The sequence below is a fragment of the Ruegeria sp. YTSC003 genome (genome assembly GCF_059609785.1).
Genome location: NZ_JBXWMK010000004.1, coordinates 262,853 through 279,698, shown reverse-complemented (window position 1 = coordinate 279,698; position 16,846 = coordinate 262,853). Strand labels below are relative to the sequence as shown.

Below are 16,846 nucleotides of genomic sequence, written 5' to 3'. Positions count from 1 at the left end.
CTGATCCAGCAACTGAGTTACTTACGGCGGCCAGGAAAAACAGTCGCCGGATAGCCAAAAAGCAAAGATAGTTTTTTCGGACCTTTCATAGCGCTACATAAACTGCGGCTCTTGGAATCGTCACATCACAATTTTCGCAAATAGGCCCAAGACACATATCCCTTAAGTTGACGTGCGCGATCAAGCGACACTCGGCACCAACGCGTGCCGCCAGTTTGTTCGCAACTGTGAACCCGCAGAGCGGTTCCATTTGGAAGCCCAACGATAACGATATAGCCTGTCCCCGGCCCAGCACGCATTTTCAGCATGTCACCCTCTTCGACCGCAAAAACCTCGTATCGTCCAAGTGAGGCCGCTGTTGCAGTCTCAGTGGTCATAAAAATCCCTAGAACAAATGCCGCCAAGGGGAAGAAGATTGTGTTACGCATCGGGTTTTCCTGCTTGTTGCCTCGGGCACCATCTTAGCGAACCGGATCGACAAGCGGAACAATTCCCAGCAATTACTTTAGACGCCGTTCGGCATCCAAAGTGTGGTCAGCCCGAAATAGCGCTTCGCAAAGGCAAACGGATGTTTGGTTTGTCGATGCTCCTCCAGCGCAAGGCACTTCGACTGCATCCTGCAGTTGCAGCGTTGTGACCTCATCCCAATGATCTGAATTGTTAGACACCATCGGGGTCCGGAAGGTGACGCCATCCTAGTCACCGTAGCTGAGAGCGTTTTCCACCAGAACCGCGTCCACGTTCTATTGTACGTGGGTATTCGGCACTTGAATGGCAATCCACAGACCAGTCTCGGGAGTGAACCTTTCGTTATTGAGCTTGGGAAAGATCATGGTTATCTCCAACAGCTTTTCCGATCAGAAAACCCAAGTTGGCGGCAATTCGGGAAAAGACGGTTCGTTATCGGCCGTACGATCACTCTCGTTCCCGGCAGCTGATTGTTTCTCGGCTCAGAGCAACCCGGCGTTCCAGGCCGTTAGACCCGTCATCGGCTACTGGTCGTGACCTGCCGGGAATGAACGACGACATGCAAGTCGAAAAACAAGCCGACCAGACCGGTGTATAACGTTACGAGTATCCATGCTGTTCGCTGTACCCAACTTGTTACGCCGTTGCTGATCGAATCCCAAATGACAGAACCCACGCTGACGCTAGTTACAAGAAACCAGACGAGCATCGCCCCATTCAGCAAACTAATCCCCTATGTTCGGCGGAATAATCGCTGTGGATTGGATTGCGCCCGCCAGACTTTGTCAATCAACCGACAGCCCGGTTTGTCCCGAGTAACTCTCTATTTGCATCGATTTGGCCGACCGTTGTTTCGCGCGACCTGATTGCCCCACCGCAACAGGTTGACGTTGCAATCGTCCCGATCAATCAGAACCTCGATCAGGCAAAGACCATCATGGTCCAATGCTGTTTTGATGGCCAAGTCCAACTCGCCTTCTGTTTTCACCTTGCATCCCCAGGCGTTACCCTCTCCGGCGCCAAACACGTCAATCAAACTGGCGTAGTCCCAATTCTTGATGGTGTTATAAGGGCCATCGTGGATTTCAACTTCGATCGTGTAGCCGCCGTTGTTGATGAGGAAAATAACCGGCTTTGCGTCATACCGGATCATGGTCGAAATCTCTTGGGCGGTCAGTTGGAACGAACCGTCGCCAATGCATGAGATCAACCGGCGCTTCCTGTTGCCTAACGCGTATCCCAGCGACGCACCGACAGACCAGCCAATGGATCCATACTGCATTTGTATCTCGAACCGCGTGCCTTCGGGCAGTTTGGTCTCAATGCCGTTGAACCATGAATCACCCGTCTCCACGAGTAACGTGCTGTCCTCATCCAGCATCTTCTGCACACGGGCGAATAGTTGGCGAACCGTCACCGGTGTTTCGGCATCACCAGGCTTGGGCGGGATTTGTTCGGTTCTGACACGTTCGAAGGCCGCGACAGCACCGCTGTTCGGCGTAAGTTTGTCAGTCAACGCATCCAGAAACTCATCCATGCGGACATTGCTGAAATGTGTGTCATCCAGCTGTATGGACGTCGGATGCACCATAACCGCTTTGCCGGGATCAAAACCAAGCTGATGACCCGTCGTGGTGTAATCCGTGAAAACAGGCCCAACAAACAGCAGCCCGTCCGCGGCATCGACAATTTCCCCACAGCCCGGTGTGCTGACTGGCCCCCAATAAATCCCAATGAAACTTTCGTTTGTCTCAGACAGAAAACTCTTAGCGTTGGGCATTGATGCCTGGGCGTATTCGCAGGCCGCGGCAAGGCTTCGCAAGGGGCGTTCGGCCTGACCCGCGCGCACTTTGCTTCCGGCGACAAGTACTGGCCGCTCTGCCGCATTCAGGAATTCAGAAACTTGTGCGACCGCAGTCGCTAATGTGTTCGGATCACTGCTGGACTGCCTGGCGAAACTACGCGGAACGGGCGCGGACGTAGGTGCACCCGCAATGTTCGAGGCGATTTCGATATAGACCGGTTTGCGTCGAAGCATTGCGGTGTCTATCGCCCTGTCGATTGCTACAGGCGCAAGGGACGGATGATGAATCGTGACAGCCTCTGCAGTGACGCGGGCGAATATCTCGCGCTGGTAATCGTAATCAACTTCGCCAAGCGTGTGGTGCAGGTATTCCCACTCGGCTTCTGAATTTGTGTTCGGCCCACCGGAAATCGCGATCAATGGAAGATCTTCGGCATAGGCGCCTGCGACGGCATTTAAAAGGCTCAACCCTCCGACCGAATAAGTGACGACGGCCGCTGACGGCCCCCCGGTTGCGCGGGCATACCCGTCCGCGGCGTAGCCTGCGTTGAGCTCGTTACAGCAACTGATCATTCGCAGATCCCGATTGCCAAGCAGCTCATCCAGCAGCACCAAATTGTAATCGCCGGGAACCACAAAATAATCCGCCATTCCAGCTTCTTGCAGTCTCTTCGCCAGATATGATCCGACAGTCCAGCGCTCTGTTGCCATACCATTGCTCCAATACAATTTATCAAGAAGATCTGGGCACATCCTATTCACGAAAGCCGGATTCGCAAAACCAAGAGAGTTGCGCTTGGCTCTGTCACAGAGGTGTTGGAAGCGGAAATCTGTATTAGATTAGTGGCTGCTGTTTGCGCAAAGGCTCTACTATCGGTCTGCGCGGCCAACCTGCCCAATGACATTGCGCGATCAAATCAACAGAAAGGAATCTGAGCCTGAGGGGGCTTTGGTGGCAACTCGAACCACGGATTGGGCAAATTCGCGTTCTGCAGGCGTTCCTGCCGCTCCCTATAGGAAGTGGAAAACAATGCAGTATGCTCGATCCACCGACCAACCGATTGAGAGGTTGGTTTCCGCTCGTTGAGTGTCCACTGAGGAAAGTTGGTGGCCCTTCGGAAGCGGGTTGATTTGGAGAGAAAAGCATGCCGGTAACCGGGCCGCCGCTGGCCGCTCCTGCGGATTTGGCGAACCTTTTTCGCCGGGGATTGTCGGCGGACCCCAAGGCGATTGCGCTTTACGCTTTGGACGGGGCTTTGACCTGGCAGGAGCTGGATACCGCCTGTACGCGGCTGGCGCTTCGGTATCTGAGCCTGGGGCTTAATCCGGGGGACCGAATAGCTTCGATTATGCCGAACCGGGCGGTGTTGGTGATCCATTATCTGGCCTGCATGCGGGCCGGTTTGGTGGCGATGCCGCTGAACTATCGCTACACGGCCGCGGATATCGACCATGCGCTGGGGTTGGCGACGCCGGCGGCGCTGTTGGTGCATGGCGAACGCGCCAAGGATGTAGCCGCAGTACCAGGCATAGGGCGACTTCCTTTGAGGTTGATATCCTGTGCAGGCGAAGTGGACGGGGCACTCGCCTTGAAGGACCTGATGGATGGTAAGGCTGAGGGGACACTGCCGACGATTGGGGCGGACGCGCCAGCGTTTATATTTTTTACTTCCGGGACCACGGGCAAGCCGAAGGGCGTGACGCATAGCCATGCCAGCATGGGGGCTATGGTGGCAAGCAATGCTCAAGGATTGGGGCTGGGACCCGGGGATGTGGTGCTTCCGGAGTCGTGGATTTCCCATACTGCCGGGTTGCGGCTGACGTTCGCAGGGCTTTGGGCCGGTGCCAGAACGAACGTAGTGCGGCAGTTTTCGCCCGACGAACTCCTGGGGCTCCTGCGACAGACAAAGCCGACAGTGGCGCAGATATTGCCCGCGCCTTTGGCTGCATTGGTAACGGGGCACGGTGCAGTGCGCGAAGACTTTGGTTCATTAAGAACGATGATGGCAGGTGGCGACAAACCCTCGCAGACACTGGTCGACGCCTTTGGCGCGTTGGCGGGTGTGCCGATCGGGGCGTTTTATGGGATGACGGAAATGGGGACGTCACATTCGAACACCCATGGAGGAGTTGAGAAAGTCGGTTCCATTGGATTGAACAATCCAGGGTATGTTTCGGCGCTTCGTGATGAGGCTGGGGTGGAGGTGCCAGTGGGAGTGGACGGCAGGCACTGGGTCAAGAGCCTGACTATGATGACGGGGTATTGGGACGACCCGGGTGCGACAGCGGCAGCGTTTCGGGATGGCTGGCTCGATACAGGCGATTTGATGCGACGGGATGAGGATGACTATTTCTGGTTCCGGGGGCGGCAAAAACAGATCATCGTGCATGACGGCTCGAACATCAGCCCGGCAGAGGTGGAAGATGTCCTGACAGCGCACCCCGCCATTGCAGCGGCGGTTGTGGTTGGGGTGCGAGACGAGATGCACGGTGAAGATGTATGGGGATTTGTGAGCTTGGTCGAAGGGGCGAAACCGGTACGCCCCGGAGATATTATCGACTTCGCGCGGAAACAGATCGGATACAAGGCGCCGGATGTGGTTCGGATAGTTAATGCATTGCCGTTGACCATGGGAGGCAAATTGGACCGAATGGCGTTGAAACGGATGGCAGCGAAAGAAAGCGGTGCTGCGCACGTTCTGTGAAGCCTTTGGCGGTTGGATCCCATTGGCCGACGGCTTGTACATATGACGTACGCAAACACTGCAGACAGATCGACCGGAAGCAACCCTTCAACTCACATCAAAATAGTACAATCTCAAATTTTCCAAGCAGAGCTGCAATGCGCTGGGGCCGATCAGGTAGGATTGCACGACCAAGCGCATTGGGGCACGGTGACCGTTCAACCTGGAAGAATGTTCATGGCCACCGCAAAACCTACCAACCCGTGGCTCATATTGCTGGGCCTTGCGCTTGGGGTCAGCATATCCAACGCATTTGGTCGCTTTGCATACGGACTAATCCTGCCATCCATGAAAAGTAGCCTTGGCTGGAGCCTCACTCAATCCGGTTGGCTCAATACGGCCAATTCGATTGGCTACATAGTGGGTTCGATTTTAACGCTTTTGCTGATCCGGCATTTTTCTCCGTCGCGGTTGTTTGCAAGTGGAACTGTGGCGACCGCACTGTGCCTTTTGACGACCGGGTTTGATGAAAGCCTCGTGTTTCAAACTGCCTGTCGTACTTTGGTGGGACTGTTTGGCGCTCTTTCCTTTGTGTCAGGCGGCGTGCTGGCAGCATCGCTGTTCCAGAGCAGCGCCCGAAAGAATGCGCTGGCCATCGCCTTATACTTTGGCGGTGGCGGCGGATTTGGTATCGCGTTATGCGGCGCAACCCTTCCGAGTATGTTGGACGTATTCGGACCACAAAATTGGGACTGGGCGTGGATCGGGGTCGGGTTGGTGGCCCTAGTCATTTGCCCATTTTCGGTTTGGGCTTCCACAAAATTGAACGAAACCGAACACGACACCGCGCTTCCTTCCATCCCACCGGTGCGCAAAATGCTTGGCCAACTCGGGGGGTATGCGCTGTTCGGATTGGGTTACATTGTCTACGTCACTTTCATCTCTGTCTGGATGAAAGAGCAGCATTCCAGTGTCCTGTTGACTACGGCAACATGGATGGTTCTTGGGGTCAGTATTATGGCGTCTCCTTTTGTTTGGCGCGGGGTCTTGGCCCGCTTTTCATCCGGAACGCCGTTGGCGCTGATCCTTACCGGGGTTGCATTTGGATCAGCCCTGCCAATCCTGGTTCCATCCGGATATGGATTGATTTTGTCGGCACTCGTGTTCGGACTGTCGGTCTTTATGCCACCCACTGCTGTCACCAGCTTTGTCCGTCAGAATGTGGATCAGCAGGATTGGGGCGCAACCGTTAGCTTTTTCACAGTCGTTTTCGCCATTTCACAGACGCTGGGACCTATCGGGGCTGGTATCATTGGCGACTTGACCGGAGAAATTGGAGATAGCCTTGTCGTGGCCTCTGCGGTCCTGCTGATGGGTGCCCTTTGTGCTGCGATGCAAAAGCCACTCAGGCGGGAGGCGGCGTAGCCGCCGTATTCAGAACCATGCTGGTTCATTCCCTACTTGGACGCCGTGGGCTCTGGATGCGCAATGAGAAACCTTCCGGTCACTCCAGCCTGATCTGCTTTAGGCAATCTCCTCATAGTGCGGAGTCCAGAACTTCGCATCTATCGCCGCTTTCAAATCGTCCCCTGTGGATTTAGGCGCAACCCCATCCAACTGCGCCTGTTGCCCAACGGCAAATGCGATTGCTTTGCTGACCTCGCGAATGTCCCCCATATCGGGCAGCAAGCTGGCTGCGCGATCGGACTTCGCAGGTGACAGCGTGGCGAGCGCCTCGGCGGCGGCCATGAACATTCCGTCGGTGACGCGACGCGCTCCTGCCGCCAGCACGCCCAACCCCATGCCGGGGAAAATGTAGGAGTTATTGCATTGCGCCACATGGTGCGTCTTACCGTTGTAGACAACAGGATCAAATGGGCTTCCGGTGGCGACCAGGGCATGACCATTTGACCAGCGGATAATATCCGCAGGCACAGCCTCAATTCGCGATGTCGGGTTTGACAGCGGCAATACAACAGGATGATCAGTGTGAGCTGCCATCGCCCGAATGATCTCTTCAGAGAACAAGCCTGCCTGACCGCTGACACCCACCAATATGTTGGGTTCGGCGTTGTTAATCACATCCAGCAGTGAAATTTCACCATCGGACCAGCTCCCCACTTTGGTGAGAGGTTGGACAATTTGCGTTTGGAACGGCAGAAGGTCCGTCATCGCATCGGTTAACAACCCATTCCGGTCCACCATGTAGATGCGCGCGCGTGCCTCGCTCTCGGGTAATCCTTGGCGGATCATGAGTTGAACCAGTTGCTCGGCGATACCCACTCCTGCTGATCCCGCTCCAAGAAACGCGATGGTAGCGTCCTTTAGCGGAATACCGGTGACATCTGAGGCAGCCAGCAAAGTGCCCGCCGTCACCGCAGCGGTGCCTTGAATATCATCATTGAATGTACAGAGTTGATCACGATACCGCGCAAGCAGAGGTGCCGCGTGTTGCTGCGCGAAATCCTCGAACTGCAGCAACACATTCGGCCACTTGCGCTTTACCGCCTGCACAAAAAGATCGACGAATTCGAAGTATTCATCCCCGCTGACGCGCTCATGCCGCCAGCCGATATAGAGGGGATCTTCCAGCCGTTCCTGATTGTTGGTGCCGACGTCCAGTACCACCGGAAGCGTTACAGACGGGCTTATTCCGCCCGCAGCGGTATAAAGTGAGAGCTTTCCGATCGGAATTCCCATGCCGCCCGCGCCTTGATCGCCCAAACCCAAAATCCGCTCTCCATCGGTGACGACTATGGCCTCGACAGAGGGCAGGACGGCGTTCTCAAGTATGTCATCAATCCGGTCACGCTCGGGGTACGAAATGATCAATCCGCGTGGGTGATCGTAGATCTCACTGAACCTCTTGCAGGCGTCACCCACAACGGGTGTGTAAATTATCGGCATCATCTCGGTTAGATGCCGCACCAATAGAGCGTAAAACAGAACCTCGTTGTCATCCTGTAGGCCGCGCAGATAAACATGCTTATCCAGCGGCGTCTCCTCACGTTCAAAGGCGGCATAGACACGGTCAACCTGGGTTTCGAGCGTTTCGATGTGTGGCGGAAGAAGACCCAGCAATCCAAGTTTTTCTCGTTCGTGTAGAGAAAAGGCAGTACCTTTGTTCAGCAGCGGGTTTGTCACATAGTGCAAATTTGCAGGATCAGTATCGGCCATTGGATGCCCTTTCGGATCGGCATGCACAGGTTGCACGCATCTGTCCGGTAAGGTCAGCATTATACGACAAAAAATGCAACGAACTTGCGACTGGAACTTTCCCGCATTGGGCCAAAACACTCGCGCGCGATCGCGTGCCCGAGTAATTCGCGGCCCAGAGCCACCATTCGTCGCGTTACTGCATATTGGTCAAAGCCGCCCGTCGATCTCGCTGAATTTAGGGTACGCCAGCTAAAAAACTTCAACTTTGCTCGCCTCGCGTGCCTTCAATCGATGTGGCGCGAGGGTTTGCCATCACCGCTTCCAACTTCCTCAACACTTCGGCTTTCCAACCTGCTTTGATCTGTATTGCCAATTGGGACGGTGGCCTGTGGTCGGGTTCGAGGAGAGCGTATTCATATCTTAATGGTTTCTCGAAAGGTAAAAACACAAGCTTTCCATTGGATAGATTAAGCTCTTTTTCGGTCGCAACAGTTAGCGGGTCAACGATGCTGCAACACTGCCCCGAACTGACAAAGGGGATAAGAGGTAGAAAATACTGGCAGGTAACAGTCTGATTGTACTCGGCGGCAACGTCCTCAAACTCCTGCCGGACTTTCCGTTGGAACGGGTGTGAAGGATGCAGGCCGCCCATTGGCGTTCCGTCAAGATCCGATAGTTTCAGGATCTTGCGCGACGCAAGAGGATGTTCACAGTCAATAGCACAGAAGCAATCAGCCCGGATAAGTTCAGCGGAATACTGGGGTTCTTTGCCGGCTGAATGCTCGAAGTCAGCAAAGCCGAAGTCGATATTTTGCGTCCCCGCAAGCTCCATAATCTGCGGTGAACTGCGTGTCGAAAGCGTGATGCGAATATCGGGGTTTTCACCAACTGATTGGCTTATGAAACGTGGGAACAAAAAGGCAGATGGACCCGGCATCGTTGCAATATTCAAGCTTCCGGCATGCCCTTTGATAAGTCCTTCCATCGTGCTGGAGATTGTCGCCAAGCGGTCCAAAATACCCGTAGTTTCGGCTAAGAGATAGTGCGCCTCGGGGACTGGCACCAATCTTCTTCCCTTACGTTCGAACAACGTCAGGCCCAATGTCTTTTCAAGGTTTTTCAACGCTAGGCTAATCGCAGGCTGCGTGCGATTTAGTTTCTTGGCGGTTTGAGAGATGGATCCGGTCTCCATCACCTCACGAAATACGGTTAGCTGAGTTAGGTTCATATTCTTATATATAAGCAAAACTTTAGTTTAGTTAAATATAACAAATTTGTATTTATGCAGTTTGCCTCTACGCTTGCAGGATCGAAGTTTGGGAAAACCAAAACCGAAATTCCAACAAGGGAGATGATAATGAAATTTGTGAAATGCTTGACTGGTCTTGCATTGGCGGGCGCGCTGGCAGCACCCGCGCTGGCGCAGGACCCAACGTTCTTCCGTATTGGCACTGGTGGCGCTGGCGGAACCTATTTCCCCATCGGTGGCACCATCGCAAACGGAATCTCCGCCCCTCCGGGATCGCGCCCGTGTGAAGAAGGCGGTCAGTGCGGTGTTCCGGGCCTGATCGCGATCGCGCAATCCACCACCGCTTCGGTCTTCAACAATGCCGCTGTGCAGAACGGAGAACTTGAGGCCGGGCTGGCTGCAGCCGACGTCACCCGTTCGATGTATTTGGGTGAAGGTAAGTTCGAAGGCAAACCCCATCCCAAACTGCGCATCGTAGCCAATCTGTTCCCAGAAGACCTGCATCTGGTGCTTCCGGCCGGCTCGACGATTAACGATCTGAGTGACCTGGAAGGCAAGCGTGTTGGTATTGCTCAGGCTGGTTCCGGCACGCAGGTAGCCGTTTTGCAGATGCTGGATGCTTGGGGTGTCAACCGTGACAACATGGATGAGGCCGAGCTGAACAACAGTCAGAGTGCCGAACGTCTGGCCGATGGTCAGCTTGACGCCTATTTCTATGCCGCAGGCTGGCCGGTTGCTGCGATGGTGCAGCTATCTTCGACCAAAGGTATGAACCTGCACTCTTTCTCCGACGAAGATCTGGGCAAGATCAACGAGATCATTCCAGCCTATATCCCTTCTGCCATTCCAGGTGGCGTTTATGAAGGCATCGACGGCGAAACCAAGACCCCTGCGGTCAGCGCGATGCTGGTTGTGTCGTCGGACCTGTCTGACGACCTGGTCTATGAGCTGACCAAGGCGATGTGGAACGACAACACCCGCAAGCTGCTGGATAACGGTCATGCCAAGGGCAAGCAGATCACCCCTGATACCGCTCTGGATGGTGTCGAAGCACTGGGCGTTCCGCTGCATCCGGGTGCTGAGAAGTTCTACAAAGAAGCCGGGCTTCTTCAGTAACCTGATCTCAACTTAACTCATCGTCCGGTGCCCTTAGTCGGGGCACCGCACACTCGAAATACGCGAAATCAGGGGGCCATCATGTCCACGACTAAAAATCTTGATGACCACGAACTCACAGCCGAAGAACTAGCGGCTATCGAAGAACAGTTCGACGAGGGTGCCGCCGTCCGGCAGGTTACGCCGACAACTGGCAAGGTCCTGCGTGTTGTGGCCCTGATTTTTGCGTTTTACGAATTCTTCACGGCCGGTTTTGGCCTGCCGGCAGATCACTGGCACATGGGCATCTATCTGGCACTGCTGTTCATTCTAGTCTACGCGACGATCCCGATTATCGGGGCCAAAAGCCTTTACGCGCTAAAGGTCAGTAGGTTCCGGATTGGCAACATCCCTCTTTACGATCTGGTCTTCATGGCCCTTGGGATCATTGCGGCGCTGTATGTGGGCGTCGCCTGGCGTGGCATTCCGTTTCTTGGGATTGAGGAACAGACCTTCCGTATGGGTAACCCCAACAGTTATGACGTGATTTTGGGTGTGATCATCATCCTGCTGGTGCTGGACATCGCACGCCGCACGCTTGGTTGGGTTCTGCCGCTGATCATCTGCGTATTTATCTCATACGCTTTGCTTGGGCCGTATTTCCCCGGATTGTTGCAGCATCCTGGCGTGAACTTCAAAACCTTCGTTTCGTCGATGTACTTCCCGCAGGAGGGCATCTACGGCGTCACGTTGTGGGTCGTCTCGACAATCGTTTTCCACTTTGTGCTGTTTGGCGTGATCGCGCAACGCACCGGGTTGGGGCAACTTTTCATCGATAACGCCACCATTTTGGCGGGCCGCTATACTGGCGGTCCGGCAAAAGTGTCGGTGGTATCCTCGGCCTTCTTCGGCACGATCTCGGGTTCTTCGGTGGCCAACACCGTATCAACCGGCGCGCTGACAATTCCCAACATGAAGCGCCTTGGATACCCCGGCCATTTTGCGGGTGGGGTCGAGGCTGCTTCCTCGGCGGGTGGTCAGATCACTCCGCCGATCATGGGTGCCGCTGCCTTTATCATGGCAGAGTTTCTTGAGGTTCCCTACACCACCATCGTTATTGCTGCGATCTTCCCAGCATTCCTGCACTATGTTGGCGTCTTTGCTGTCGTGCACCTGATGGCACGCAAGCTAAATCTCAAAGGTCTGACCAAAGAGCAACTGCCGCAGCTCAAAGCCGTCTGGGCGGAAGGCTGGGCCAACATAGTGCCCCTGATCGGCCTGCTAGTGGTTCTGTTCACGGGTTACACGCCCTTCATGTCGGCCTTCTGCGGCATATCACTTGCGGTAATCGCTGGCATGTCGCGCTTGAGGCTGCCTCCGACGCTGATCTATGCGGCAGCGTTCCTCAGTTTTGTACTGTGGAAGTTCTCAGACGGCGGCTTTGACCTGACCATGACAACAATCCTGTGCGGATTGACGGTGGTCGCAACTATGAACCCTCAGAAACGCATCGAAGTGCCCGAGATGCTACAGGCGGTAGAATTGGGTGTGAAATACTCGCTGGCCGTGGGCGCCGCCGCTGCTGCGGTCGGTATCGTGGTAGGCGTGATCAACACCACTGGCATCGGGTTCCGCATCGGTTTCATGGTTACACAGGGCGCAGGCAACCTGGCATCGGATCTGTACAACATGATCTCGTTCGGCAGCTTCCAGTTCTTTGCGATGGAAGACTTACAATTGTTCATCTCATTGGTGTTCATCGCCGTCGTCTGTATCCTGATGGGCGCGGGCATTCCGACCACCGCGCTGTATATCATGCTGGTGTCAGTGGCGCAGCCTGCGCTGGCGCAACTGGGTGTTCCACCCATCGCCAGCCACCTTTTCGTGCTCTACTACGGTGTGGTGTCCGAGATTACACCACCGGTCTGTACTTCAGCCTATGCCGCGGCTGCCATTGCGAACTCAAACCCGTTCCGAACTGGTCTTTCTGCTTTCACCCTTGGATTGGGCAAAGTGATCGCGCCCATGGCCTTTGTCTATGCGCCGGTGCTGCTATTCGTGTCTTCAACCGGGTTTGACCTGTGGGAGTTCACCTATACTGCGACCAGTTGCATCGCCGGGGTTATTGCCCTGTCAGCAGCCGTGGTCGGGTATTGGTTGAGCCCGCTGAATATCGCATCACGCATTCTGATGGCCATCGCTGGGATAATCTTTGTCGCGCCCAGCCTGACTGCTGATCTTATCGCGCTGGCCGTGGCATCACCTGTCATCGTCACCCAACTTATTGCCCGCAACCGCAGTCACTCTCCGGCGTGAAACCATGACAGATCAAGTGACCATCATCGGCGCAGGGATCGTCGGCATTTGTTGCGCTTTGTCGCTACAAGAGCGCGGAATTTCTGTTCGGCTGATTGACCGCGGTCTACCGGGGCAGGAAACCTCTTTCGGGAATGCAGGTGTAGTGTCGCCGTGGTCAATCATTCCGCAAGCGATGCCAGGCATTTGGAAATCTCTGCCCCAGATGCTACTGGACCCTAAAAGCGCGCTTTCGGTCAGAACCAGTTACTGGCCAAAAATGATCCCCTGGGGCCTGCGGTTTTTGGGAAACTCCGGCGAAAGGTCAGTGCGTGAAATCTCGGACGCGATGGAGCTTTTGTGCCGCCCTTCCATCGACCTTTATCGTCGTCATCTTCAAGGCACCGGGCACGAAAATCTGATCACCGACAGCTACTATATTCACGCATTTCGCCATCGGAAGCAGGCTGATCTGAATGGGCTTGGATATCTGATCCGCCAGGAGAAAGGAGGCGATCTGGAGCTGATCGATGGTGCCGAGTTGCGCCGCCTGGAACCCGCACTGTCAGAGGAATTCAAAGCCGCGATCGTGATCAAAGGTCAGGCACGCGTAACCTCACCAGGACGTGTGGGGGCAGTTCTGGCTGAAAAAGCGCGCGCGCAAGGCGCCGAAATAGTACAAACCGAAGTCACCAAACTGACACCGGCTGAAGATGATGGTTGGCAGATTACAACCTCGCAGGGCACGATGCGTGCTGCCAGCATCATCCTCGCGGCCGGTGTGTGGTCCGCCGACCTGCTGAAACCATTGGGGATGCCTGTGCCGCTTGTGGCCGAACGGGGCTACCATGTCGAATTCCCTAAGCCCTCGGCCCAATTGAACAATTCGGTCATGGATGTAGACGCAAAGGTGGTCGCAAGTTCGATGCAGGACGGTCTGAGAGTCGCTGGCACGGCCGAATTTGGTAGCGTCGACGCGCCCGCTGATCCACGCAAGAAAAAAATCCTGACCGAACAAGCCAAGGCCATGGTGCCCGGCCTCAATACAGGCGAGGCACAATTTTGGATGGGTCGACGCCCGTCCTTTCCGGACAGTTTGCCGGCGATCGGACCAGTTAACGGGCGGGAAGGGCTCTATACCGCGTTCGGACATTCTCACTATGGGCTGATGATGGCCCCAAAGACCGGCGAGCTTGTGGCCGATCTGGTTTCCGGTAGCAGCCCAAACATCGATCTGGCTCCGTTTTCTCTGGCCCGGTTTTAAAGTTTCAAATCAGAAGGATCCGATGACTATGCCAATCTACAACGGTGGTCAGAACATTTGCGGGGCGTCAATTGGTGTTCTGTGCCTTGAAAGCTATTTTCCAAAACCACCGGGCCATATCAAGAACCCTTCCAGCCTGCCATTTCCGGTTCTGTATGAGATGATCGACGGTGTGACGGTACCAACCTTGCTGAACAACCCTTCGCCCGAGTTACTGGCACCGTTCGTCGAAGGCGCCAAGCGGCTTGAGGCTGAAGGCGTGCGAGCCATCACAGGCAGTTGCGGCTTTCTAGCCTTGTTTCAAAAAGAATTGGCAGCTGCGGTTTCAGTGCCTGTCTTTGCCTCCAGCCTGATCCAGGTGCCGCTGGCCTTTCACATGACCGGGACCAACGCGCCAGTGGGCGTGCTAACCGCAGATGCATCCGCATTGACGCCCCGGCATTTCGAAGGTGTCGGTGCATCAGGTGTTCCTGTGGCCGTGAAGGGATTGGAAGATACCACAGAATTCGCCGAAGTGATCTTGCGGAACACACGGACCCGGATGGACACGGATCTGATCGAGACGGAGGTCTTGGATGCGGCCCGTAATCTGGTTCTTGAAGCTCCGTACATTCGGTCGTTGGTTTTGGAATGCACGGACTTGCCGCCTTACGCATCGCGGCTTCAGGAAGAACTGCAGCTTCCTGTCTTTGACCTGACCACACTGGCGCAAATGGCGCACGCTGTGACGACCCGGGTGCCATACTCGGGACTGATGCCGTGGCAGCGCTGACCGTACCAAAGCGGTTACTGAAAGAGAAAAAGAATGGACGCTGGCGGGGACCTCGGAATATCTGAGGCCTTGCGACATTGCCTTGATCCATAGGAGTTTTGAGTGTCCGTCGACCTGTCATTCCTAATGATTGCCATCTGCCTTGGCGCAATGCTGCAAGTCGGAGTTGGTATCGGGTTCAGCATCATCGCTGGACCGCCCATGATGATTTTGCTTGGCACGTCGACGGCAGTTCCAGTCTTACTCTTGTTGAATACGTTTGTTTCATTGGTAGCGACAGACCGGCATATTCTAAAAAACAACCGTCAACTAATCCGCACCGCGGTCATTGGATGCTGCGTCGGAGTGGCCGCTGGCCTTGTCGTGTATCCTTTTTTGAGCGAAGCATTTGTTCTTGCCCTGACGGCGTGTCTACTGCTGATCGGGTTGATTACGACCTTGCTTCCCTTGCGGGGATCCATTGGCAACGCAGGGTTTTCAGTCGTTACAGGACTGTCTGGGCTTGCGACTGTTTGGGCGGCGACACCGGGCCCTCTAATGGTGTTCGGTTTGATAGCAAAGGGTCGTTCCGCCAAAGAGGTGGCCAAGTTGGTTCAACCGATAGCGCTGGTGGCATATGGCATCGCATTTTTGTTGCACAGCTTGTCCAAAGCGCAGGCAATCTCATATGAACCGCAAATACTGGGGTTCGTTGCGATAACTCTGATCGGCAGCCTACTTGGTCGTTCGGCAGGCCCTTACTTACCACAGTCGGTGGTCATAACAGTGATCCGCGTGGTATCCCTGATTGCCTGCTGTGTTTTGTTCTATCGCGCGCATTTATTGGCTTGGTCTTGAAGGTTACACAATGACACGAAACGATAATCTGCACAGGTTTCCACGCGCGCAACTCATGTCCGGCCCAACTCCTTTGGAGCGTCTGGACAACTTGTCGGCAGAACTGGGTATCGATCTCTGGCTGAAACGTGATGATCTGACTGGGCTTAGTTTTGGTGGCAACAAAACACGGCAGCTTGAATTTTATCTCGGAGATGCGCGTCAACAAGGTGCTGATACCATTCTGATCACCGGCGCCGTTCAATCCAATTTCGTTCGTTCTGCGGCCGCTGCCGCAGCCAAACTGGGCATGCAATCCGTGCTTCAGTTGGAAGAGCGTGTCTCTGACATGGGGGCGGAGTACTATTCGTCCGGGAACGTGCTGCTGGCGCAAATCCTGGGTGCCGAGCATATGAGTTACCCAGTAGGAGAAGACGAAGCGGGAGCTGACGCAGCGCTGCATGCGCGCGCAGTTGAATTGAAAGCCAAAGGTCACAAACCGTACGTTATTCATCTGGGGCTGGGCCATCCGCCCTTGGGTGCCTTGGGCTACGTTGTGGCCGGGCAGGAATTGTGTCAACAGATGCCGGATTTCGACGCGGTCGTCGTCCCCTCGGGTAGCGGTGCCACGCATGGCGGACTGCTGACCGGTCTGGCGTTAGAAGAAAGCACTGCTTCGGTGTATGGGATTTGTGTGCGCAGAGATCGTGAAAAGCAGCAGGCCCGAATGAAGGTCGTTCTGCAAAAACTTGCGGACTTGCTGGATATCGACGCAGGACTTCTACAGGACAAGATCGATGTTTTTGATGAGGCCTTGCCGCCGGGATATGGCAAAGTAAATGCAACCACGCGCGCTGCATTGAAAAAGATGGCCCAGGTCGAGGGGGTTTTCCTTGACCCCGTTTATTCTGCAAAGACATTCGCTGGCTTGCTGGACCTCGTAGAAAGCGGAAAGATCAAGTCGGCGGAGAAAGTCATTCTGCTGCACACAGGCGGGCTGCCTGCACTCTTCGGATATCAAAGTGAATTGATGGACAGCCCGACCTGAAGCATTCGTAGCCCATATACGTTTCAGTAACTTGCTTGCCTGCATCTTTGGTGCCCAAACAAAAGCTACAGGTGCTGAAACCTGAGCCGCCCGCAAAACGGTCCAACTACTGAGGAATATCGCAGGCGTCAAAAATCTGCCCCCCGAAATCGGGGGCAAATTGCTAAGCAATATTCACAAGTAGAGTGAAAA

Annotated in this window: 12 protein-coding genes; 8 read left to right on the top strand and 4 right to left on the bottom strand. The window is 54.9% G+C overall.

What is annotated here, in order from left to right; all coding sequences use genetic code 11:
• Window positions 1–125 precede the first annotated feature (125 nt).
• Complete coding sequence (locus AC2FFH_RS10460) at window positions 126–377, bottom strand: SH3 domain-containing protein (protein ID WP_496725206.1); 252 nt, start codon at window positions 375–377, stop codon at window positions 126–128.
• 914 nt (window positions 378–1,291) lie between these two features.
• Window positions 1,292–2,983, bottom strand: coding sequence for a thiamine pyrophosphate-binding protein (locus tag AC2FFH_RS10455; protein WP_496844372.1), 1,692 nt, complete (start codon window positions 2,981–2,983; stop codon window positions 1,292–1,294).
• 434 nt (window positions 2,984–3,417) lie between these two features.
• On the opposite strand from AC2FFH_RS10455, the gene AC2FFH_RS10450 reads away from it, so the two are divergent.
• Both AC2FFH_RS10450 and AC2FFH_RS10445 read left to right on the top strand, forming a co-directional pair.
• Window positions 3,418–4,977 (top strand): class I adenylate-forming enzyme family protein, encoded by a 1,560-nt coding sequence (locus AC2FFH_RS10450; protein ID WP_496844371.1) that lies wholly within the window; start codon window positions 3,418–3,420, stop codon window positions 4,975–4,977.
• A gap of 216 nt (window positions 4,978–5,193) precedes the next feature.
• Entirely contained in the window at window positions 5,194–6,381 is a 1,188-nt protein-coding gene (locus AC2FFH_RS10445) for a YbfB/YjiJ family MFS transporter (RefSeq protein ID WP_496766505.1), read from the top strand.
• Between the two features lie 99 nt (window positions 6,382–6,480).
• Here AC2FFH_RS10445 and AC2FFH_RS10440 read toward each other — a convergent pair whose 3' ends face one another.
• Entirely contained in the window at window positions 6,481–8,133 is a 1,653-nt protein-coding gene (locus AC2FFH_RS10440) for an NAD-dependent malic enzyme (protein ID WP_496766503.1), read from the bottom strand.
• A 241-nt stretch (window positions 8,134–8,374) separates the two neighbouring features.
• Window positions 8,375–9,343, bottom strand: a complete 969-nt coding sequence (locus AC2FFH_RS10435) for a LysR family transcriptional regulator (protein WP_496724624.1) — start codon at window positions 9,341–9,343, stop codon at window positions 8,375–8,377.
• 129 nt (window positions 9,344–9,472) lie between these two features.
• Here AC2FFH_RS10435 and AC2FFH_RS10430 point away from each other — a divergent pair, with 129 nt between their 5' ends.
• The 6 genes from AC2FFH_RS10430 to AC2FFH_RS10405 all read left to right on the top strand — a co-directional run bounded on the left by AC2FFH_RS10430 (window position 9,473) and on the right by AC2FFH_RS10405 (window position 16,654).
• A complete protein-coding gene (locus AC2FFH_RS10430) occupies window positions 9,473–10,480 on the top strand; it encodes a TAXI family TRAP transporter solute-binding subunit (protein WP_113788396.1) in 1,008 nt (335 codons plus the stop codon).
• Window positions 10,481–10,561: 81 nt separating this feature from the next.
• On the top strand, window positions 10,562–12,775 hold the full coding sequence (locus AC2FFH_RS10425; RefSeq protein WP_496844369.1) for a TRAP transporter permease: 2,214 nt from the start codon (window positions 10,562–10,564) through the stop codon (window positions 12,773–12,775).
• A gap of 4 nt (window positions 12,776–12,779) precedes the next feature.
• Window positions 12,780–14,018 carry an NAD(P)/FAD-dependent oxidoreductase gene (locus AC2FFH_RS10420; RefSeq protein ID WP_496844368.1) on the top strand — a complete coding sequence of 413 codons (1,239 nt, stop codon included), beginning with the start codon at window positions 12,780–12,782 and terminating at the stop codon, window positions 14,016–14,018.
• A gap of 22 nt (window positions 14,019–14,040) precedes the next feature.
• Window positions 14,041–14,790: an aspartate/glutamate racemase family protein gene (locus AC2FFH_RS10415; RefSeq protein WP_496844367.1), complete on the top strand. Its 750-nt coding sequence runs from the start codon at window positions 14,041–14,043 to the stop codon at window positions 14,788–14,790.
• Window positions 14,791–14,892: 102 nt separating this feature from the next.
• Window positions 14,893–15,627, top strand: a complete 735-nt coding sequence (locus AC2FFH_RS10410) for a TSUP family transporter (protein ID WP_496844366.1) — start codon at window positions 14,893–14,895, stop codon at window positions 15,625–15,627.
• Window positions 15,628–15,682: 55 nt separating this feature from the next.
• A complete protein-coding gene (locus AC2FFH_RS10405) occupies window positions 15,683–16,654 on the top strand; it encodes a D-cysteine desulfhydrase family protein (RefSeq protein WP_496844365.1) in 972 nt (323 codons plus the stop codon).
• Window positions 16,655–16,846 lie beyond the last annotated feature (192 nt).